Below are 20,411 nucleotides of genomic sequence, written 5' to 3'. Positions count from 1 at the left end.
AGCACGCAATCATTTAACTATGATTGCTGGTCACTTCCCCGATCGTTTTACGAAAGTTTCGTTCATGAAAGTAACTGTACAGACAGTCCATTTCATCAATTGACCTGCGCATTGACCCAGGATATGTAATATAGATGGAATGTTTTTTTTCACGGTGAAACCTGCTGAAGACGTTCATCATCCCGCAAGTGTGCGGGACTTCAATCGGCAAAACTCCGTTCACATAGGCTTGACCATAATACCTTCTTAACAAGAATCGTATAAATACATAATACCGCTGTTTCCAGTCTGTTCTGTTTTCCATCAGCAAAAACAGAAACAACACGAAGGAACTAAGCGTAAAAGAAACCAAAAACAATTGAACAATTATTCCAAGAATACATACAAACATGGAAAACAGTATTACCCAATTGTATGCTTTCCGATATGGAAGTCCGGATGAGAGGAACAGGAATAAAAGTTTTCCACCATCCAACGGCCAGACCGGGAGTAAATTAAATAACAGGATAATGGTATTATAAAAAGACGCCAATTCAACAAGTGAATGTGGTATGAATTGCAGTTGTGAAAACAACAGCAGCAGCAAATAGATAAGTACATGCTGAAAAGGACCCGCGATAGTCACAAGTATTTCCTGATACAATGGTTTTGTTCCATGTTCATCCGTGTCCATCACGCCACCGAATATCCAGATCATCACCCTCCTGATCCGCCATTTAAAAAAGACCGCCATCAAGTAGTGACCCAGTTCATGGATCAAAACGATTGTCATAATAACAAATAACGAAACGAATGTACCAGTCAGAAATGAAATAATAATAAAGACTAATAAAATTGGATGCAATCTTATTTCCGGAAATAAGTTATGAAGTCTCGTCAACTTTAATCACCTGTACCGGATTAATGAATGTATCATTTTTTTCAATAGCAAAGTAAACTGTCTTTTTCTCGCTGGTCGGTTTAAATGTTCCAAGTTTTTGCTTTGCATCCACAGGTTCATATAAATGAACATTTATTTCGCTCAAATACCCATACGTTGTTTTACTGTTATCTGCATGCTGAACAATGATCGTTTTCCCTGTTTCGGTATCATTCCCGGCGAAAATCACCACTCCTTCCCGTAAGGCACTAACTTCCGTCTGCTCACCGGGTTTAATCATAATGCCAGTCCCATTTTCCCGAAATGACTCAGAAACACTTCCAGCCACAGGCATTGCAAGTGGTAATGTTCCAGACTCCACCGTCTGCTGATTTGGAGCTACCGCCATAGGCTGGCCAAATGTTTCCTGGTACCAGTTATTTACACTGGCAAACGGAAATTCTTCGGTCAGGACACTGCTTGTCCATTCTTTTGGTTCGGTTAACCATTCACCTTCTACCCTAAATAACAAGGCAACCGCCATAAACAGCATAACAGAAAACATCGCTTTCACAACAAAGGCCGAAATCCGCTTATCAGCCTTCCCCGATGACCAGTTTTTCGCTGTGCTATCATGAAACATCGGGAGATACCCATGTTTCTCTTCCTCCTCTGGAAATGGCGGAACAACCGGTTTTGATGATACCCCGTCTTGTTGCTTCAGCCCTCGCATCCGCTTACGCTGGTTTATCGATTTTCTGACTTGCTTAATCCCTTTGCTCATATTCCTCACAACCCTCACCAAGCTTTTGTAAAGTTTATGAGACAAGCAAATAAGATATGATAGAAAAACATACAATGGAGAAAAACCAAAATGTGTAACCTAAAAAAACAGACTATACTAAAATTTAGCTGAGGAAACACGGAGGGGGCTAACGTCTAGATGAGACTTCGCAGTGTGTCAGTGTGAAGTGCTGCTTCACCAAAACCTTTGCCAACATGAGAGCACAAGAAGGTTCAGCAGCCGCCCCCGGAAATGAAAACACAGCGAAAGTGATTTTTCTTGAGCTAATATCCCACTTATGCTGGCAGTAAAAGCGAATTATATTTCCGAAGCGGCTTGATAAACCATTTCAAGCTAAGTCGATTTCTCTTTTAATAAAGATCTTTTCCCAAACCTTCATCATTTCTATTATGAACGTATCCCGAAAAACTCTTTTACTTTTTTAAACATTCCCTTTTCTTCTTCGAGGGACTGAAGCGGGACAGTTTCTCCCAAAATCCGCCTCGCAATATTCCGATATGCGATAGAGGGTTTTGAATTGGGTTGAAATGCAATCGGTTCACCGCTGTTGGATGCCTTTATTACTTCATCATCATCAACAACGATACCAATTAGATCGATTGATAAAATTTGGATAATTTCATCAATATCAATCATATCTCCATTTTTCATCATATGATTTCGGATTCGATTGATTACCAGTTTTGGAGATTCAACATCTGCATTTTCCAGTAATCCAATAATACGATCCGCATCCCGGACACTGGATTTTTCAGGTGTTGTTACTACAATAGCTTGATCAGCACCGGCAATCGCATTTTGAAACCCTTGCTCAATTCCCGCCGGGCAGTCAATTACGATATAATCATACTCCTGTTTAAGCTGATCAACAACCTTTCGCATGCCGTCCGATGTTACTGCAGATTTATCACTTGTCTGTGCAGCAGGAAGCAGTGACAAAAACTCAAACCGTTTATCCTTAATTAAAGCCTGCTTCAGCCTGCACCTTTCCTCAATAACGTCGACTATGTCATAGATAATTCGATTTTCCAAGCCCATAACAACATCGAGGTTCCGCAGGCCGATATCCGTATCAATCAAGCAAACATTTTTGCCCATCAACGCCAATGCAGTACCGATATTGGCGGTTGTCGTCGTTTTACCGACTCCGCCTTTACCGGAAGTAATAACGATTGCTTCACCCATTCTGAATTCTCCTTTCAAACCCGCTTAAATCTTTTCGTTTTCGCGACAAAACCTGCAGCCGGTCAATGACTATTTTGTCCTGGACTTCATCAATAAGACCGCATTCCATATATACACCCTCCGTTTCGTAATCCGGAGCTCGGCTTATATAATCAGCAATACGCAATTGTCCAGGCTTCATGTACGATGCCGCAATCACCGCATTTTGATCACCATTTGCCCCAGCGTGTGCCATTCCCAGCAAGTTTCCCATAATAAAAACATTACCGGTCGTCACCACACTGCCGCCGGGATTAACATCCCCTATCAACAATAAATCACCTGTTACCTCTAAAACCTGTCCGGATCTGATAATACGGTGGACTGTTTTGACATCACTTTCTTCCTTCCAGCTGATGGCATCATTTTTCCGAACAACTTCAGAATCAAAAGCCTGGACGATAAAATTATTATTTTTGCTGATTAATTCATTTATTTGGTTTTTTTGCTGTTCGTTCAGGTAGCGATTACCTAACTTTACTGTGACAGCTACTTCCGGTTCATCATCATTTGGCTGATAAACCGATAGTTTTTCTTTCAGTTCATCCATTACTTCATCAAAGGAGCACGAATCATTTATAAATAATGTAAGTCCTTCGTTGGTTCCTTTAATCGATATCATTTGCCTATTTTCCGGCATTCAATTTCACCTCATTAAAGACCTGGTCAGTCATAAATAAACGGAATTACCGCGTAAGTTGTCCTGCTGCCAATCAACAAGCCATTTACTCATAAAAGGGTACACGAGCAGCAGAAACAGCAAATTGGCCAATACTGTCGGGAGCATCCGATATACTAAATACATACTCCACTCCATTTCAGACAGCCCTACAAATGAAAAAACAACATTTATCAAGGCCTCCGCAAGTACCAGCCCTACTATTCCAAGCACCGTTACACCGAATATATTAGCATGCAGCAGTTTGGTCAGGCCATGAACGATATAGATTACAACAGCATACGTGAACATATAAACACCTAATACACCTGTATAAACTATATCAATCAAAAATCCAAAAATCAGACCGTACAAGATGGACATATACGTATTCTCCCGATCATGGAAAACAGCCATCATCACCAGAAAAGCCAGGATCCAGTGAGGTACAATTACAATATCACCTGTTACGAGAGAAGCAGGAAGCAACTCCAAAGCTACACCTTCCATTATAAACAGCAGAAACAGGATGAAAGGAATAATTAACCGTTTCATTATTCCTCCTCCTCTCCTGATTGGTTGGAACTTTCATGTTCTTCAAGAACACGATCAACAACAATGACATTATTAATTTCATACATATCAGCAGCCGGCTTAACCAAAGCAGTTTTGGTCAACCCGTATTTGTCGGGTTTGACCTCCTGAACTGTGCCGATAAACAGCCCAGCCGGAAACACTCCCCCCATACCTGAGGAGACCACTTTTTCTCCTTCTTTCAGGTTCTTCTCAGATTCTTCGATAACTTTAAACAGCAAGTTACCTGATTCCTTATCAAACCCCTGAATCAGACCAAAAACATCGTTACCTTTTTTACGTGATATGGTTGCTGATATCCGGTTAAACTGATCAAAACCGGTCAACAGCTGTACCGTAGAGGTAAACTGTGATGCAGATTGTATTTTTCCAATCATTCCACCGGCAGTAACCACTGCCATGTTTTCCCTTACACCGTCCTGTTTACCTTTATTAATGGTGACATGCTCAATCCATCGTTCAGGAGAGCGTGAAAGGACGGTTGCCTGAATCGGATTAAAGTCCCTGATTGAACCCGACTCCGTTTTATCGAGCATCTTCCGGAGTTCTTTATTTTCTTTTTTTAATTCCTGCACCTCAAAAATCAGCGTTTTATACTGTGCCAGTTTATTACGCAATACCTTATTTTCCTCAAACGTGTCTTTTAGGTCGTCTATATTGGTAAAAATATTTGTTACAAAATTCACCGGTGTATGTATTACACTTTGTGCCCATCCAACAGTGTCCTTTATAAACTGCTCCGGAGTTGTCAAATTCCGTTTGTCCTGCAAGGAATATCCGATTAGTGCAACAAGAACAATAATACCAATAAGCAGGATGAATAATCGTTTTTTTTGAAAAAATGGCATACAGACACCTTCCTACTCTGTCGTGCGCGAAGATACATTCGGATGGGAGCGGAAGTGCTGAATGTATTCCAAAGATTTACCTGTTCCGATAGCTACACTGTCCAATGGATCATCGGCAACAAATACCGGCATCTCTGTTTCTTCACTGATGACTTTATCCAGGTTTCGCAATAAAGCCCCGCCTCCAGATAATACAATACCGCGTTCCACAATATCCGCAGACAATTCTGGAGGTGTTTTTTCCAGGGTTGTTTTGACTGCATTGACAATCGATTCCACTGTATCCCGCAACGAAACTGCAATTTCTTTTGCAGTGATCGTAATCGTCTTTGGAAGTCCCGTAAGCAAATCACGACCTCTAATATCCATTTCAATATCTTCCGTCACTTCACCAGCAGTACCAAGATCCATCTTTATTGACTCTGCTGAGCGCTCTCCAATCATCAAATTATAATGTTTTCGGATGTAAAAAGTGATTGCTTCATCCATATTATCACCGGCTTTGCGGATTGAACGGCTTGTCACAATTCCGCCCAGTGAAATAACGGCTACTTCAGTTGTCCCACCACCAATATCAACAATCATACTGCCGGTTGGCTCCCAAACAGGAAGCCCCGCACCTATAGCTGCAGCAAAAGGTTCCGCAATGGGAAATGCATCCTTTGCTCCAGCTTGTTTTGTTGCATCAATAACTGCTCTTTCTTCTACCATCGTTATTCCTGATGGAACACATATCATAACATTCGGCTTTTTGGCGAAAAATGAGCGGTTCTTCATCGCTTTTTTTATATAATATTTCATTAATATTGCTGTTGTATCATAATCAGCAATGACGCCATCCTTCATCGGACGCACAACGGAAATATTCCCCGGAGTCCTTCCGATCATGTTTCGTGCCTGACTTCCCACCGCTTCAATATCACCAGTCTGCATGTTTTTCGCCACAACAGTAGGCTCTCGTACAACAACACCTTTATTTTTAACAAACACAAGTGTATTGGCTGTTCCCAAATCAATCCCAAGATCCTGAGATAAACTGAATCTTCCCAAAAAAAATCTTCCTTTCCAAAAAACGAATTCGTTAGTTTTATGTAATGTTTACTATATCTATTAATCCTGATCGATGCAATCCGGAATCGATATATGACATTTTTATAAACACATGATAACAGACATAATTTCAATCATAATAAGCGCCAATTTCATTTTCCTCAGAAAACTGGCGCCATCATGTCATTACTCTATTCAATTATACGAAAAAATCACGAAAATAGATAGTGTTTACAGATAACCTTTTTCTTTTAAAGATACAAATTTCCGGTCGCCAATCACTAAATGATCAAGTAATTCAATACCGATCATTTTACCGCATTCGACAAGACGTCTTGTAACATGAATATCTTCCTGGGAGGGGCTGGGGTCGCCGGAAGGGTGATTATGCGCACAAATAATAGAGGCAGCGGAGCGTTTTACCGCCTCCCTATATACTTCACGGGGATGAACAATGGAAGCATTTAAACTGCCGATGAAAATAGTCTGCCGGTGAATGATCTGATTTTTAGTATTTAGAAAAAGGACAACAAAATGTTCCTGATTAAGATTGCGCATTTCTTCCATAATATAATCTGCGCCATCTTCAGGTGAGCGAATCACATATCTTTCGTTAGGTTTATATTGACTCATCCTTCTGCCAAGTTCCATTGCTGACAATAGCAGGACCCCTTTGGCGGCTCCTATCCCTTTGATGGACGTCAACTCTTCAATCGTTGCATCTTTTAATAAGTTTAGCCCTTCAAAATGCATCAGCAGCCGATTGGATAAAGTCATGACGGACTCTTCCCTTGTCCCGCTCCCCAATAAAATAGCCAAAAGCTCCTGATTTGATAAATGACCTGCACCCAATTTCAGCATTCGTTCCCTGGGACGGTCTTCTTTTGGTACATCCTTGATCATAATCGTTGATGATGTCATAATTTATCCTCCTCGCGTATGGTTAGCTTAATAGTACCTATTTTGCACACCCCGGACAAATTATGATTTTAGGATTTCCAGTAATAAGCAGCTGGCCATAACGAAAATTTCTCAGGAAGGAAAAAGCGTTTTCGAACCGTTCCCACCTGCCAAAATACAAATATACCAATTCGTACAAACAACTGACAAAAACTGAACCTATTGCGGCAAGGAAGCAAGCCCCTCCCACAAACGCAGCATTGCTGCATGTCCTCCCCAGTCACCATCTGATAATGAGTCAAGATTCTTCCCAGCCTGTTGCACAAACTTACCAACAGCAGATTTATTGTCCGGACCCGCTGCCATTAGATCATTCCATTTAGCTGTTGATACGGTTTTCCCTGTGCTTAACGCCTCCACAGACGAGTTCCATTGCTGTCGGAACTTGTGCAGCCAATCAGCTGTCGAATCACTCATTGTGATTTTAAATTCATCAGTAGTCCATTTTTTTACATAGACCTCAAGATTATTCGACTTTAATTTTTCCGCAATCTGTTCACCCTCACTTTCAGAACTTGCAATCCCTGAAAACACAAAGTATTGGCTGTCCTTTTTCCAGATCATGGCAGCAAATCCGGCCTCTTTGAAAGATTCAGCCATTACACGGGCATTTTCCTTGTCACTGAACACCCCCGCCTGCAATACATAGGCACTAATTGGCTTAACTGTCTCTACAGTACCTGCCGTGTCGGCACTTTCACTTCCATTTTCATTATCTCCTGCTGCCAAGCCATGCATGGAATTTCCGTCATTTTGCTGCGCCAAGCTATTGTCAATATCGACAAACATATTCAGCATAAAAATCCCCATTCCAGTTCCTATTAACAATGCAGAAAATATAGCAATAAGCAAAGGTTTAAAAGCGCTGAACTTGTTCTTGTGCTGAAAGAAATGTCCGTGTTCCGGAGTTTGCTTACGGACAAGAGCAGGGATTTGGTCTGCTTCGTCTGAGTCCTCAGAAGCCGCAGCAGCATATTTTTTATGGAGTTGTCTGTCTGTCTCATTTTCTGCAGAATTATCTTTACGTGCCATCCGCGTCTTTTTTCCATTCATCCATATGATTATTGGTTTATCTTTACCCAATCAATTCCCCTCCATATGCTAGTTTGTTTAACTCTAGCACAGGAGGTATAAAAAGTAAGATGATATTTGTCACTCTACCAAAAAACTTCTCAACAGAATATGATTGTAATGGACAAATTATACATTCTGCCATCTTTGCTGATATTCCTGCTTATGAACTACATAATTTCGTACGCTGGCAATAAAGTGTAATGACCCGGTCACATACCAGCAGGAAGACGGATCCGATTCCGGTATTAAGTCAATAGCCTCTTTCCAGTTTCCCATCACTTTCAAATTGTCTTGATGGGAAGCTGTCAGCAGTTCATTACAAGAAGCTGCCCTTGGATGAACAAAGGTTGTTACTGTCACTGTCGAAAAGTGAGCGCTGAGTTTTCCAAGCATTTTACTCAAATCTTTGTCACGAAAAGCTGCAAATATCAGATGTTTGTTTTCCGTATTGTCTTTCGAAAGCGTCCTGATAAACGCATCTATACCTGCAGGATTATGTGCTCCATCCAGTACCATCGATGGACAGATATGCTCAAAACGGCCGGGAATCCTTGTACGGGAAAGTCCCAGCAGACATCTTTGCCAATCCAGTTCATACCCGCACTGCTCAAGCTCGGTAAGCGCCATGATGGCGAGAGATGCATTCTTCACCTGATGTTCGCCGTCCATATTTAGCGTTACGTTCCATTTGGATCCACTATTTTTAATCCATTCGAATGACATTCCGGCCAGGTGGTGTTCTGTAAGTAAGTAATTAAAATCCCGCAAAAACTGATAAACCGGTGCCTTTTTTTCCATTGCTTCTTTCTCAATAACTTTCAAGGCATCCGTATCCATTTCTCCGACTACTACTGGCTTAAATTCCTTAATAATTCCTGCTTTATGATAGGCAATGGAACTTTTTGTCTTGCCAAGAAACGCCATATGATCTTCTTCGACATTTGTTATCACAGATATCATCGGGATAAAACAATTTGTCGTATCCATTCTGCCACCCATTCCAGCTTCAATCAGTGCGATGTCAACATTATCCGCAAAGTAAATCAATGCTGCGACTGTAATAATCTCAAATTCTGTTGGGTAATTATCTGCCTGATCCAATTTTTCAACAAACGGAAGGATTATATTCATTACCTCAATAAAATCAGCTTCCGGGAGTATCGCATCATTTTTCATAATATGTCCTCTTATTCCCTCCAGACTTGGGGATGTGAACACACCGACATTATACCCATTCGCGATTAATGCATTTTTTAAAAAATAGACTGTCGAACCTTTCCCATTAGTACCTGCAACATGTATTGCCCTGACTTTATTTTGCGGGTTCCCCAACATTTGAAGAAGTTTTCGTATGCGATCCAAGCCCGGTTTCATTCCATATATTTTTCTTTCGTCAAAAAAGTCCTCTACCTGCTGAAAGTCACTGAACATAAATGTACACCGCTTTTCTTTTAGTATCATAAACACTAGAATAAGTATATCAATGAAAAAAATCAAATTGAATATGAGAAAGGAAAATTTTACGATGAACCCACGGGGATGGATTATTTACAATGGGTATTTACCAGGAAATAAGTTTCTTGACTTTGCTGAATGGATTCAGGCCGCTGCAGCACGACGGGAAGTCCAAACAAAAATCATCAAAAATAATGAGGTACTAACATATTTAACCCGCAACACTCTGGAAATTATCCGCCATTCAACTATAGATTTGCCTGAATTTGTTATTTTCACGGATAAAGATATCTATCTGGCACGGCAGCTTGAATTAATGGGTATCCGTGTGTTTAACAGTGCGCGGACAATTGAAATCAGTGACGACAAAATTGCTGCATATCAAACAATGGCTGCTCACAAATTGCCGATTCCAAAAACTGTTACTGCACCAAAAATGTTTGCACAATCGGCGGCTTTTGACCCAAATGATTATAATGAAGCGATCAACAAATTGGGTTATCCCATGATTATTAAGGAGGCCTTTGGATCATTCGGTGAACAGGTTTACCTCGTACATAATAAACAGGAAATGTATACTAAATTAACGGAACTGCAAGGAAAACCGTTTGTTCTGCAGGAGTTCGTCTCAACCAGTTATGGTAAAGATGTTCGAATTCACGTTACTGGTAATACAGTTGTCGCGGCTATGACCAGACATGCAAAGGACGACTTCCGTGCCAATGTGACCGCTGGGGCAACAATGCGGTCATATCAACCATCGGCACAAGAAAAAAAATTGGCGGTTGCTGCCGCAAGAGCTATCGGTGCAGCGTTTGCCGGGATCGACTTACTATTTGGACCCAATGAAAATCCACTCATTTGTGAGATAAACTCAAATGCCCACATTCGCAATATTTATGATTGTACCGGTATTAATGTTGCCGACTCAATGATGGATCATATTCTTAAGGACATAGAAAGCAGGGGAAAAAATGAATAAACAGGGCTGGTTAATTTACCGCAAACAGGATGCTGATCAGAATAAACCGTTTATTGAATGGTTTATTCATGAATCAAACAAACAGGATTTATCTTTACGATTAATTATGCGGGAAGAGATTACTACAGGTATTATCGATAACCATCAAAGGGTTCTAGTCAATTATAAACCTGTACAAATTCCGGATTTTGCCGTTGTCCGTACAATAGATCCGTTACTCAGCAAATTTCTGGAATCATTGGGAATAAAGGTACATAATTCATCGGCAGTGTCAGAAATATGCAACAATAAGGCACGAACCCATTTTCACCTAAATAAACTTTCGATTCCTATGACCGATACCGTCTTCTTTAAGAAGGGAATTAAGCCCCAGATGTCACCTTTTTCCTTTCCGGTTGTATTAAAAGAGGCTGACGGACGTGGCGGCCAGCAGGTATATAAGATTGACAACAGACGGGAATGGGAAGCTGCTTTTTCAACGTTTCTATCAAGTGAGACCATTGTCCAGTCAACCAATTCCATTCAATTTGGCAAGGATGTCCGGGTTTTTGTGGTCGGTAAAGAGGTAGTTGGCGCCGTATTGCGGGAAAGTTCCACAGACTTTCGTTCAAACTTCAAATTGGGTGGATCTGCCTCTTGGTACCCATTAAGGACTAATGAACTGGAAATGATTCAAACTATAATTAATTACTTTGATTTCGGAATGGTCGGGATTGACTTTTTGATTACCAAAAGTGGAAGTCTGCTGTTCAATGAAATAGAAGATGTAGTCGGATCACGTACGTTGAGTGCTATCAGTGATCGTAACATTTTGGAAAAGTATGTTTCCCATATTAAAAACGGGTTATCGCCGCAAAGGACGCTGCGTACGAACGACTAATGATTCCAAAGGGGGAGTCTGAACCAAAACGTATGGACATCCTCCTTTGACTGTACGCCCATTTTTCCGCCGTGATGTTCAATTATTTCCCTTGAGATAGCAAGACCCAGTCCCGTTCCGCCTGTATAATAACTTCTGGATTTATCTGTCCGGTAAAACCGTTCAAAAATCCTGTCCAGGTCTTCAACAGAAATCGATTGGCCCGGACCAGCCACTGACACCCTGTACTCCGTGTCCATTTTTTTCCCTTCAACAAAAATCGGACCAGTCCCATGATAATATAGAACAGAATTATCAAGCAGGTTATCGATAACCTGCGATATACCACTATTATCCACATTGACAACACCATGATCTGCATGCACATCCACTGAAATGCCCGCATTTTCCAGTCTCCAATAAAACATTTCAACTGATTGTGTGAGAGTAAGATTCATGTCAACTGGTTTTTTTTCCAAAAATGTTTGATTTGAAATATAGTCCCACTCCTTTAATTGCTCCAACTGCTTAACCATGCCAGCAAGCCGATTTGATTCTTCATAGAGTGACTGATATAATGTTGCATCGCCGTCAATCACACCTTTGCTTAATGCATTCAAATAACCATTTAAATTAGATAATGGCGTCCGGAACTCATGCGACAAGTCTGAAATAACTTTTTGGCGATGCTGTTCATTCATTTTTAACTGATGAACCAAATCATTAAAATGTCCAACTAACTGTCCGGTTTCATCCTTGGATTTCACCTCGATTTGTTCCGGATAGTGTCCTGTTTTCATACTTTTGGTGGACTCAATCAGTTTTCGTATTGGCCCAATTAATTTTCTTGTGATATAAAAATGAATCAAACTTCCTGTTACGATTGCAGCAGCACTGAAAATCCACAGATACTGAAAAAGGATGGCGTTAAACCTTTCCTGCTTTTGTTCATTCATCGCGCCCAATCCATCAGCCAGCGAACAGGCCGCATTATAAATGGACCATCCGCTAAGTAAGATGAATGCCGTTATCACAATCATATTGGTGATGGACAACCGCCACAGGAATTGTTTTGGCAACCACGATTTTCCAAATTTATTCATCGGCAAATTTATACCCCATTCCCCTTACAGTCAGAATTCGTTTAGGCTGCGACGGCTTGTCTTCAACTTTTTCCCGGAGTTTTTTGATATGTGCATCAATTGTACGGTCCAGTATTGACTTATCGGCATATGGATACAACTGGTTAATCAAATCTTCCCTTGATAGGACAACATTTGGATTCTCCATAAAAAAGTAGAGCAAATTAAATTCGTGTTTCGTCAACTGCACTTGTTTGTTAAAAAGCAATACTTCGCCTTTGCGCGGCTTTATACATAGTCCCCCATACGCTATTTTTTGGCAAAATTGTCCCGTTCTTCGTAAGACAGCTTCAACATGTGCAACCAGTTCATCCGGATCGAAAGGCTTCGTAATATAATCATCCGCCCCCATTTTCAATCCGTTGATTTTATCATTTGTGCGCGCCTTTGCGGAAACCATGATAATGGACACTTCATTCCGCTCCTGCTCTCTCACCCATTCACAGAATGCTTCACCGCTCATTTTCGGAAGCATTAAATCAAGCACAATCAAACATGGATGATACGTCAAAAAAACTTGTCTGGCTTTTTCTCCATCAGCAGCTTCAACAACTTCATATCCCGCCTTTCTCAGATAAATCGTTATTAGTTCACGAATCATCTTGTCATCCTCAATCACCAAAATCGTTTGTTTCACCAGACCACCTCAAGCTCAATTGTACTATAATCAGGAATTAATTCATTTTCATAAGCTCCTGAACCATAAATTCATAATTCATTGCACCAAATGCTCTAAACCGGATTATTCCTTCAGAATCAATCATAAAAGTAGTGGGAATCGGTCGAATCTGGTACATTGCCGCAACCTCTACCTGTTCATCCATCAAAATCGGGAAGGTTACATTATATTTATGTACAAAATCCTTCACGTCCCCCCTACCGGATTCCGATTTTGTAAGATTAACTGCTAAAATGGTTACGTCTTTATTTTGATGAAGTTTTTCCATATCCGGCATTTCCGCGCGGCAAGGAGGACACCACGAAGCCCAGAAATTAAGCATGACTGGACTGCCCCTGTAATCAGACAGTTTTACCTTTTTCCCTTTCAGTGTTTTCAACTGAAAATCCGGAGCAATATCTCCCACATCAAGGCCGACTACACCGGTTTCTTCAGCTCCTTCTGCAGATTCCCTCGACGAAGTGGTATCCGTTTCAGATTGGTAACCAGATGCAGCCTCTTCAGTTGATGGTTCAGCTGTTTCTTCCGTAGAGCTTGCAAAATCATAGACTGCCCAGACGAACATTCCAACAATTATCACAACAAAAATTGATTTTTTCACGAATCATTGTCCTCCTTATTATCCTAATTCAGATAACCATGTACCTTCCACCAGATCAAGCAGAAAACCAGTAATACGCGGCATCAGTCCAAAAAACAGCACCAGACCCATAATTATCATAATTACTGCCCCTACTTTCATGATCATCTGGCTGTGTCTGACAATCCATTTAGTTGAACCAAGAAAAAACGTCAACAACAGAAACGGTAACGAAAAACCAATTACATACATGATCGTGTAAAACACTCCCTGACCGGGATTACTTGCAGCCAAAAGCAAAATTGATCCGAAAATCGGTCCTATACATGGCGTCCACCCTGCCGCAAAACCCAATCCAATAAAAAATGTTCCGAGATATCCGGCCGGCCTTTTGGAAAACTGATATCGTTTTTCTTTCATCAGTGATGGAATGGTAATCCAGCCAGCAACAAAAAATCCCATCACAATAATTAAGATTCCTGCAATTCGCTGAATAAGCAGTCCGGATTCACCCACAAGCAAGTCCTGCGCCCATTGTCCTAAAAAGGAAGCGCTTGCGCCCAAACTGATAAATACCAGGGAAACTGCACACAGAAAAATGAGCGAATGAGTTAACAGCTTCTGGCGTACTTTCGTATTCTTGCCGCCTTGCAATTCTTTCACACTGATTCCGGTAATATACGACATATAAGCCGGGAAAATAGGTAACACACATGGTGACAAAAAGGACAAAGCACCTGCGCCTACCGCCAAAAACATTCCGACAACTAACATTGTATCTGCTTCAATTCCACCCATTATTATCTCCTCTTTCTTTTACAATAAAAATATATGAAAAACCGCCAACGAATAAAAGACCCAAGAACCATGGCGTAATCATGTATCCAAATACGGTAACAAATGGCTGAATAAACAACAATAAGAACACTCCAAGACACCAGACCGTCAATATAACAAGGATTAACGCAGCCGGTGTGAAACGATTCCGGGAAAAAATAAACACCAGCAAGAGAACAGCCAGTAAAATCAGATACCCGAATGCAAATTGATTGCCGTACCATATGTATTGGATAAATTCATATGTAAATGACGCCATCAATAAGACAAGCAGGATAGATTCCAGGAATAACAGCGTATCCAAATCCCACTTTGAAGACTTATAAAAAAACAGAACTGCACTGAAAAATACGGCCAGATAAAATGAATTTGAATCACTGGGATATGCCAGTACAGACATAGGATCCGTAATGAAAACAGAAAAGTTTAATATGATTTTTCCTGCCCAGACAAAGAGAATCAGATTAATAAACTGTGAAAGCATTTCCTCCAGATAAAGTTTCCGTTGCTCCTTTATCAAACCGCCAAAAATAATCAACGTAATAAATCCAATCCCGATACTGAAAACCATGATCCCGATTGACATTAATTTACTTGCTATCACCAATGAATAATTCCTCCCAATCGTACTCATACCAAATATTACACGGCCAATGTGAAAATTTGATGAATATAATAGTTTTAAAAGAAAAAGGCAATGAAGGCGTGATTAAATCAACTGCCTCCATTGCCTATCAGATATTTATTTGGACAGAGCCTTGAATGCATAATTTTCCGGGTTCAATTGAATCGATTCCGCCTCGAAGCCACTATTATCCAATGACCTTAGCATATCCTCAGAAGGAATTCGGTGATCCAATGGCGGTCCAGATTCCGTTTCAACGGCTTCCCACTCAATCATGAACAGCTGTCCTCCCGGTATCAAAATCCGTTTTATTTCGCGGAGTGTCTGATTGATATCAGGCACCTCATGAATAACGAATGAAATCATAACTTTATCGACAGAATTGTCATCCAGTCGAATATGATCCAAGTCGCTTTCAACATAGTGAATGTTATCAACCTGCTCTCCCCCAGCAATGTCCTTCAACAGTCCCAACATTTTTGGTTCAATATCTACTGCAAAAACCTCTTTTGTTCGTTTTGCCATAGGAATGGTGAAGTATCCTGTACCTGCACCAAGATCAGCTACCCTGTCATTTCGATCTAAATTGAAGTATGTTATTACCTCCTCAGGCGGTAACTTTTGTCTGCGATCGGCACTCATCAGCTTATGTGCCTTTTCCGGGTTAAAACGTTTATCAGTCATTTTTTATCTCCTTTCACGCTATCCATTTCTTTCAGCGGTCAGTCACCGGCTTTTTACAAGCAAATTTACGGCTTCCTTAATAAGGTCTTCTGAACTTTTGCCGGATTCTTTCTCCTCACGAATACACGCTTCCAGATTTCTGCTGACAATCAACGCGGCTGTCCGATCGAGCGCATTTCTGGCGGCTGTCATCTGGTTCACTACGTCTCGGCATTCCTTTCCTTCTTCCATTGCTTTTAGCAATCCCCTGACTTGACCTTCAATACGTTTTATTCTGTTTTTCACCTGATCATCATATTCCATTTTAGGTCACCCCATTTCTTCAGACTTCATTTATTTTTCACATAAACGAATTTTGCTAAGCCCATCATAACATAAGGTTTTCACAGACTCCATTATACACACAGGGGTATTAATATTAATTAGAAATCCCGGCAGTTGCCAAGCCTTTATGTCTATTTTCTATATCAGCTTCAATCTCCTTTCATGATGCATCATTTACCATTTCCATTAACGCAGCTTGTTTTAAAAAACTAATTTAAAAAATCCAGCCAGATTTTAATAGCGGTTGCCAGAATTAATATGGCGAGGATACGCTGTAATAATTTCGTACTGATCCGCCTACCGACTTTTGCACCGAGCGGGGATGCAATTAAACTGGCAATAATTACAATAACTGCCGGAACAAACAATACATGTCCGGTCAACACTTTACCTGCAGTTGAGCCAATGGATGAGAGAAATGTTATCGCCAATGATGATGCAATTGTCATCCTCGTCGGGACTTTCAGAATAACCAGCATAATCGGCACCAAAATGAATGCCCCTCCGGCACCAACAATTCCGGCGCCGACACCTACAAACAATGCCAGAGCAGCAGCAATCCACCTATTGAAATTCTCTGTATTAAAAGCTGTCTCATTTAATCCTTTATTAGGAACAAACATCATGAAGGCAGCAAGTAATGCCAATACGCCATATACAAAATTAACTCCTCCCTCCGTCATATGGGAGGATATATAACCTCCGGCAAAACTCCCAATTAATATACTGATTCCCATGTAAGCAATGACAATTTTGTTTAAATAACCTCCTTTTCGGTATCCCCAAACACCACCTATGGTAGCAAACAGCACCTGGACAGCAGTGATTCCGGATACCTCATAGGAGCTGAAATCCGTCACCCCCAGAGCGGCAGGGATATACAACAGCATTGGAAAATTAATAATTGCTCCGCCGATGCCTGCCATTCCCGAAGCAAAAGATCCGACAAAGCCGATAAGAAAAATAATGATAATAACCATTAAACCGTATTCCATAACCAACTTCCCTTCGCAAAAAAAGGGAGCCCTGACAAAGTATCCTCCCGCTAGGCTTTTTTAATCCAGAATTTCAGGACGTCTCCTTCTTCCGTTTGATCGACCAATTCATGGCCTCCAGATTTTGTCCAAGCTGCCAAGTCGCTTTTAGATCCTTTATCTGTTGCATGCACTTCCAGAATTTCACCTGAATCAATTTGTTCTATTGCTTTTTTAGTTTTTACAACCGGCATCGGGCATGCCATTCCTTTAGCATCCAATACTTTAACTGCTTCCATCATTATTTCCTCCTTCGTTTCTGCTATTTTCGAGCGATACAAGGCTGTCATCCATGATATATCAGCCGTGCACCGCACAACGATTCGGTCCTGTTTCCATTTCACGCTGTTTCTCTTCTTCCGGATTCATCTTACCCATATTGGTCTGACGGATATTATCATGCTCATTTGGCTGAAGGGGTAGATTCTCCGTCACCATTTTACGAAACCCCTGTTCATCTTCCACCCGCAAGCTTGAGTTACGCTCATACAGGTCTCCCAATCGCGCCTGAACACTGCCGTCTTCACCAAGCTCTTCCACAAAAGAATAATGGGCAGGCAATACAATCAAGTCTTTTGACAATTCCTTATAGCGGCTGTATAAGGTTTCGTGTAAATAGCCAACCCATTCCTCAGCCTTCCCAGCCAAATCAGGGCGTCCAATGGATTTCACGAACAATATATCCCCGGTCAGCAAGTATTTATCATCAATAATCAAAGATGTGCTTCCGAAAGTGTGACCCGGTGAATAAATTGGCTGAACCTCAATGGTAGTCTTACCGACTGCTAAATCATTACCTTCTTGAAGTGGTGTATAGTCAAACATCACTTCTTCAGCATCCTTAGGTGGAAAAAGATACGTTGCACCGGAGTTTTCTGCTAGCTGACGGCTCCCTGAAATATGGTCAGCATGCAAATGTGTGTCAACAGTATACTCAATTGAAACATTTTTCTTTTCAGCAAACTTTTCATAGATATTCGTCATACGATTAGCGTCGATTACAGCTGCTTTTTCATTGGAAACAACCATATATGACAAACAACCTTTGCCCAGGCGGACAAATTGATAAAGAGCTCCACCATCATTCAAGTCTTTTATTTTAATCGGCTCCAAATGTTCACTCCAGGATTTCATTCCACCTTCCAGATCATAAACGTTGGTGAATCCTTCTTCCTCCATCAGATCTCTGACCATTTTTGATGATCCGCCTTTGGCACAAACCACGATTACTTCCTGGTCCTTGTTTATTTTATCCGCGATAGCATCAACCCCATCGAGTAAATTGAAATAAGGTTCGTTAATTATTTCAACACTGTCCCCTTCTATTTTCCAATTATCAAACTCATCCTTGTTCCGGACATCCAATAGAAGCATTTTTTCGCGGTTGACAATACGTTTTGCCAGTTCTTTTGTTGTAATACTCTTAGTCATTCCATTAACCTCCCGCTGTTTAAAATGTTAGTGAAATATCAGCATCTTTAGCGAATTCAATAAAAGACGCTGCACCGCCGACTTCAATGCCTTCCACAAAATTGTCTTTCTCCAAATTCATAACATCCATAGTCATCTGGCATCCGATCATTTTCACTCCAAGTTCCTGGGCCATTTCAAGTAATTCACTGATAGATGGAACGTTCGTTTTTTCAAAACCTTCCTGAAAGTGTTCTTTTCCTTCCGGCATCGGCAGTTTTTTATGAGTTTCTTTATGAATCAGGTTCAGTCCTTCAAATGTGAAGAATATCCCCACCTCTTTGTCGGATGCTGCGGCTGCCGTTGCTATGTTGAATACTTTATAAGCGTCGAACATACCTCCATTTGCTGCTATTATCGCTACTCGTGTATTATTATTTTTCATTGTTTGTTCCTCCTTGAATTATTTCGTGTATTTTTCTGTCGAGCCATTCCGTTCAGCCATACCCGGCAACACATTTTATCTGCTGCTGGTGTCAATAAACAATACCTCCTTCATTACTCCACATCTTCCGTCCAGGCGAGCATGCCACCATCAACATTCGTCACATCAAATCCCTGATTCTCAAGAAATTCACACGCCTTGCCACTTCGACCACCTGAGCGGCAAACCAAATAATAATGTTGACTTTTATCCAATTCACCAAAACGGTTTGGTACCTCCCCAAGCGGAATATGTTTTGCACCAGGGACTTTTCCTTGTATGACCTCATCCTTTTCCCGTACATCGATAATATTTACTTCACTTCCACCTTTTACTTTTTCTGCCAGTTCGTTTGTTTTAATTTCTTTCATTTTTGATTATCCTCCTAAAATATTTCTATCTTCAGACCACTTTAAACTGTTAGTACAAACGGCTAGGGGTAATTAAATAAACTGACATTGTTTTCTTCTGCCACACCAACGTTGGCTGCAACCACACTATAAGGAAGAAGGTTTTATACTTATATGCGAACAAATGTAGTTTTCTTATTACCCTCTATTGATTGATCACCCCCTCTTTCACTTACATATACCTGTATGGGTATTTATTATTGTTTAATAATAGGGCTCGCATCTTTGCTGAACCCTTCTAGTAAGACTATATACCCCCATATGTATTTTGTCAAACATATATTCAAATTTTTTACTATAAAAAGTTTATCTACTTTATCTTTGCAAGTTCCTGAATCATAAGTTCATAATTCATTGCACCTAATGCCCTATATTGTATGTGACCACTGGAATCAATTATATAAGAAGTCGGATATGCCTGTACCTGATACATTTCAGCAACATCAGAATCCACATCCATCAAAACAGGGAATGTCATTTCAAATTCTTTTACGAATGTACTTACATCCTTTTTGCTTTTTTCCGTATCCGTCAAATTCACCGCTAGAATTTTCACATCTTTTTTTTCATACAGCTTTTGAAAATCGGGGATTTCAGCTCGGCATGGCGGACACCATGTAGCCCAGAAATTGACAATAACACGTTTGCCCCGAAAATCTGAAAGACTTACCGTTTTTCCTTCAAGTGTCTTTAATACAAACTGGAGCACTCCGCAATGAGATAAAGGAAACACGGTGAGCTGAAAGCGAACCGATGTTGACTTATCGTAGTGAGGAAGTGTGAAGTTTGCTAGTCACTGGGCGCTGGAGCTGGACGTGGCTGATTAGGAGCAAG

General features: G+C 40.7%; 25 protein-coding genes. 2 read left to right on the top strand and 23 right to left on the bottom strand.

Annotation, left to right across the window (positions count from 1 at the left end; all coding sequences use genetic code 11):
* Positions 1-13: 13 nt before the first annotated feature.
* From ABD010_RS09030 to ABD010_RS08985, 10 genes are all read right to left on the bottom strand, one after another.
* On the bottom strand, positions 14-880 hold the full coding sequence (locus ABD010_RS09030) for a site-2 protease family protein (protein WP_343812258.1): 867 nt from the start codon (positions 878-880) through the stop codon (positions 14-16).
* Positions 864-1,643, bottom strand: coding sequence for a peptidoglycan DD-metalloendopeptidase family protein (locus tag ABD010_RS09025; RefSeq protein WP_343812256.1), 780 nt, complete (start codon positions 1,641-1,643; stop codon positions 864-866). Before ABD010_RS09025 ends, ABD010_RS09030 begins: the two co-directional genes overlap by 17 nt.
* 408 nt (positions 1,644-2,051) lie before the next feature.
* Entirely contained in the window at positions 2,052-2,849 is a 798-nt protein-coding gene (minD, locus tag ABD010_RS09020; protein ID WP_343812254.1) for a septum site-determining protein MinD, read from the bottom strand.
* Positions 2,842-3,528, bottom strand: coding sequence for a septum site-determining protein MinC (gene minC, locus ABD010_RS09015; RefSeq protein WP_343812252.1), 687 nt, complete (start codon positions 3,526-3,528; stop codon positions 2,842-2,844). Before minC ends, minD begins: the two co-directional genes overlap by 8 nt.
* A 30-nt stretch (positions 3,529-3,558) precedes the next feature.
* Positions 3,559-4,101, bottom strand: coding sequence for a rod shape-determining protein MreD (mreD, locus tag ABD010_RS09010; RefSeq protein ID WP_343812250.1), 543 nt, complete (start codon positions 4,099-4,101; stop codon positions 3,559-3,561).
* A complete protein-coding gene (gene mreC, locus ABD010_RS09005) occupies positions 4,101-4,988 on the bottom strand; it encodes a rod shape-determining protein MreC (RefSeq protein ID WP_343812248.1) in 888 nt (295 codons plus the stop codon). Before mreC ends, mreD begins: the two co-directional genes overlap by 1 nt.
* 12 nt (positions 4,989-5,000) lie before the next feature.
* Positions 5,001-6,038, bottom strand: a complete 1,038-nt coding sequence (locus ABD010_RS09000) for a rod shape-determining protein (RefSeq protein ID WP_343812246.1) — start codon at positions 6,036-6,038, stop codon at positions 5,001-5,003.
* 231 nt (positions 6,039-6,269) lie between these two features.
* Positions 6,270-6,959 carry a RadC family protein gene (radC, locus tag ABD010_RS08995; RefSeq protein ID WP_343812244.1) on the bottom strand — a complete coding sequence of 230 codons (690 nt, stop codon included), beginning with the start codon at positions 6,957-6,959 and terminating at the stop codon, positions 6,270-6,272.
* Between the two features lie 198 nt (positions 6,960-7,157).
* A complete protein-coding gene (locus tag ABD010_RS08990; protein WP_343812242.1) occupies positions 7,158-8,081 on the bottom strand; it encodes an SPOR domain-containing protein in 924 nt (307 codons plus the stop codon).
* 117 nt (positions 8,082-8,198) lie between these two features.
* The gene (locus ABD010_RS08985; protein ID WP_343812240.1) at positions 8,199-9,503 is read right to left on the bottom strand and encodes a bifunctional folylpolyglutamate synthase/dihydrofolate synthase; all 1,305 of its coding nucleotides are present in this window, start codon (positions 9,501-9,503) and stop codon (positions 8,199-8,201) included.
* A gap of 94 nt (positions 9,504-9,597) precedes the next feature.
* Between ABD010_RS08985 and ABD010_RS08980 the strand changes: the two genes are divergently transcribed.
* Together ABD010_RS08980 and ABD010_RS08975 are read left to right on the top strand one after the other, a co-directional pair.
* A complete protein-coding gene (locus tag ABD010_RS08980) occupies positions 9,598-10,509 on the top strand; it encodes an ATP-grasp domain-containing protein (protein ID WP_343812238.1) in 912 nt (303 codons plus the stop codon).
* Positions 10,502-11,389 carry an ATP-grasp domain-containing protein gene (locus ABD010_RS08975; RefSeq protein WP_343812236.1) on the top strand — a complete coding sequence of 296 codons (888 nt, stop codon included), beginning with the start codon at positions 10,502-10,504 and terminating at the stop codon, positions 11,387-11,389. The genes ABD010_RS08980 and ABD010_RS08975 overlap by 8 nt, the downstream gene beginning before the upstream one ends.
* Here the strand turns inward: ABD010_RS08975 and ABD010_RS08970 are convergent.
* From ABD010_RS08970 to ABD010_RS08910, 13 genes are all read right to left on the bottom strand, one after another.
* The gene (locus ABD010_RS08970) at positions 11,386-12,471 is read right to left on the bottom strand and encodes a sensor histidine kinase (RefSeq protein WP_343812234.1); all 1,086 of its coding nucleotides are present in this window, start codon (positions 12,469-12,471) and stop codon (positions 11,386-11,388) included. The two genes, ABD010_RS08975 and ABD010_RS08970, sit on opposite strands and share 4 nt — an antisense overlap.
* Positions 12,464-13,147 (bottom strand): response regulator transcription factor, encoded by a 684-nt coding sequence (locus tag ABD010_RS08965; protein ID WP_343812232.1) that lies wholly within the window; start codon positions 13,145-13,147, stop codon positions 12,464-12,466. The genes ABD010_RS08970 and ABD010_RS08965 overlap by 8 nt, the downstream gene beginning before the upstream one ends.
* Before the next feature lie 37 nt (positions 13,148-13,184).
* On the bottom strand, positions 13,185-13,790 hold the full coding sequence (locus ABD010_RS08960) for a peroxiredoxin family protein (RefSeq protein WP_343812231.1): 606 nt from the start codon (positions 13,788-13,790) through the stop codon (positions 13,185-13,187).
* 18 nt (positions 13,791-13,808) lie between these two features.
* A complete protein-coding gene (locus ABD010_RS08955) occupies positions 13,809-14,567 on the bottom strand; it encodes a cytochrome c biogenesis CcdA family protein (protein ID WP_343812229.1) in 759 nt (252 codons plus the stop codon).
* Positions 14,554-15,210 carry a hypothetical protein gene (locus tag ABD010_RS08950; protein WP_343812609.1) on the bottom strand — a complete coding sequence of 219 codons (657 nt, stop codon included), beginning with the start codon at positions 15,208-15,210 and terminating at the stop codon, positions 14,554-14,556. The genes ABD010_RS08955 and ABD010_RS08950 overlap by 14 nt, the downstream gene beginning before the upstream one ends.
* 138 nt (positions 15,211-15,348) lie before the next feature.
* Positions 15,349-15,915, bottom strand: a complete 567-nt coding sequence (locus tag ABD010_RS08945; RefSeq protein ID WP_343812227.1) for a class I SAM-dependent methyltransferase — start codon at positions 15,913-15,915, stop codon at positions 15,349-15,351.
* Positions 15,916-15,957: 42 nt separating this feature from the next.
* The gene (locus tag ABD010_RS08940) at positions 15,958-16,218 is read right to left on the bottom strand and encodes a metal-sensitive transcriptional regulator (protein ID WP_343812226.1); all 261 of its coding nucleotides are present in this window, start codon (positions 16,216-16,218) and stop codon (positions 15,958-15,960) included.
* 230 nt (positions 16,219-16,448) lie between these two features.
* Positions 16,449-17,234, bottom strand: a complete 786-nt coding sequence (locus tag ABD010_RS08935; protein ID WP_343812224.1) for a sulfite exporter TauE/SafE family protein — start codon at positions 17,232-17,234, stop codon at positions 16,449-16,451.
* A gap of 50 nt (positions 17,235-17,284) precedes the next feature.
* Positions 17,285-17,512, bottom strand: coding sequence for a sulfurtransferase TusA family protein (locus ABD010_RS08930; protein WP_343812607.1), 228 nt, complete (start codon positions 17,510-17,512; stop codon positions 17,285-17,287).
* 61 nt (positions 17,513-17,573) lie between these two features.
* The gene (locus tag ABD010_RS08925; RefSeq protein WP_343812222.1) at positions 17,574-18,704 is read right to left on the bottom strand and encodes an MBL fold metallo-hydrolase; all 1,131 of its coding nucleotides are present in this window, start codon (positions 18,702-18,704) and stop codon (positions 17,574-17,576) included.
* A gap of 19 nt (positions 18,705-18,723) precedes the next feature.
* On the bottom strand, positions 18,724-19,128 hold the full coding sequence (locus ABD010_RS08920) for a DsrE/DsrF/DrsH-like family protein (protein ID WP_343812220.1): 405 nt from the start codon (positions 19,126-19,128) through the stop codon (positions 18,724-18,726).
* A 113-nt stretch (positions 19,129-19,241) separates the two neighbouring features.
* The gene (locus tag ABD010_RS08915; protein ID WP_343812218.1) at positions 19,242-19,538 is read right to left on the bottom strand and encodes a rhodanese-like domain-containing protein; all 297 of its coding nucleotides are present in this window, start codon (positions 19,536-19,538) and stop codon (positions 19,242-19,244) included.
* A gap of 349 nt (positions 19,539-19,887) precedes the next feature.
* Positions 19,888-20,286, bottom strand: a complete 399-nt coding sequence (locus ABD010_RS08910) for a peroxiredoxin family protein (protein ID WP_343812216.1) — start codon at positions 20,284-20,286, stop codon at positions 19,888-19,890.
* Positions 20,287-20,411 lie beyond the last annotated feature (125 nt).

The sequence above is a fragment of the Virgibacillus siamensis genome (assembly GCF_039522605.1).
In the GTDB taxonomy this organism is placed as follows: Bacteria; Bacillota; Bacilli; order Bacillales; family Amphibacillaceae; genus Lentibacillus; species Lentibacillus siamensis.
The sequence above is the reverse complement of the archived record's forward strand: the minus strand, read 5'-3'. Positions and strand labels throughout refer to the sequence as shown.

Coding starts and splice junctions, on each gene's coding strand:
- ABD010_RS08955 (WP_343812229.1), bottom strand. CDS start 14,567: ATGGGTGGAATTGAAGCAGATACAATGTTAGTTGTCGGAATGTTTTTG.
- ABD010_RS08940 (WP_343812226.1), bottom strand. CDS start 16,218: ATGGAATATGATGATCAGGTGAAAAACAGAATAAAACGTATTGAAGGT.
- ABD010_RS08935 (WP_343812224.1), bottom strand. CDS start 17,234: ATGGAATACGGTTTAATGGTTATTATCATTATTTTTCTTATCGGCTTT.
- ABD010_RS08975 (WP_343812236.1), top strand. CDS start 10,502: ATGAATAAACAGGGCTGGTTAATTTACCGCAAACAGGATGCTGATCAG.
- ABD010_RS08920 (WP_343812220.1), bottom strand. CDS start 19,128: ATGAAAAATAATAATACACGAGTAGCGATAATAGCAGCAAATGGAGGT.
- mreC (WP_343812248.1), bottom strand. CDS start 4,988: ATGCCATTTTTTCAAAAAAAACGATTATTCATCCTGCTTATTGGTATT.
- ABD010_RS08985 (WP_343812240.1), bottom strand. CDS start 9,503: ATGTTCAGTGACTTTCAGCAGGTAGAGGACTTTTTTGACGAAAGAAAA.
- mreD (WP_343812250.1), bottom strand. CDS start 4,101: ATGAAACGGTTAATTATTCCTTTCATCCTGTTTCTGCTGTTTATAATG.
- ABD010_RS08945 (WP_343812227.1), bottom strand. CDS start 15,915: ATGACTGATAAACGTTTTAACCCGGAAAAGGCACATAAGCTGATGAGT.
- radC (WP_343812244.1), bottom strand. CDS start 6,959: ATGACATCATCAACGATTATGATCAAGGATGTACCAAAAGAAGACCGT.
- ABD010_RS08925 (WP_343812222.1), bottom strand. CDS start 18,704: ATGACTAAGAGTATTACAACAAAAGAACTGGCAAAACGTATTGTCAAC.
- ABD010_RS09025 (WP_343812256.1), bottom strand. CDS start 1,643: ATGAGCAAAGGGATTAAGCAAGTCAGAAAATCGATAAACCAGCGTAAG.
- minD (WP_343812254.1), bottom strand. CDS start 2,849: ATGGGTGAAGCAATCGTTATTACTTCCGGTAAAGGCGGAGTCGGTAAA.
- minC (WP_343812252.1), bottom strand. CDS start 3,528: ATGCCGGAAAATAGGCAAATGATATCGATTAAAGGAACCAACGAAGGA.
- ABD010_RS08930 (WP_343812607.1), bottom strand. CDS start 17,512: ATGGAAGCAGTTAAAGTATTGGATGCTAAAGGAATGGCATGCCCGATG.
- ABD010_RS08980 (WP_343812238.1), top strand. CDS start 9,598: ATGAACCCACGGGGATGGATTATTTACAATGGGTATTTACCAGGAAAT.
- ABD010_RS08970 (WP_343812234.1), bottom strand. CDS start 12,471: ATGAATAAATTTGGAAAATCGTGGTTGCCAAAACAATTCCTGTGGCGG.
- ABD010_RS08915 (WP_343812218.1), bottom strand. CDS start 19,538: ATGAAAGAAATTAAAACAAACGAACTGGCAGAAAAAGTAAAAGGTGGA.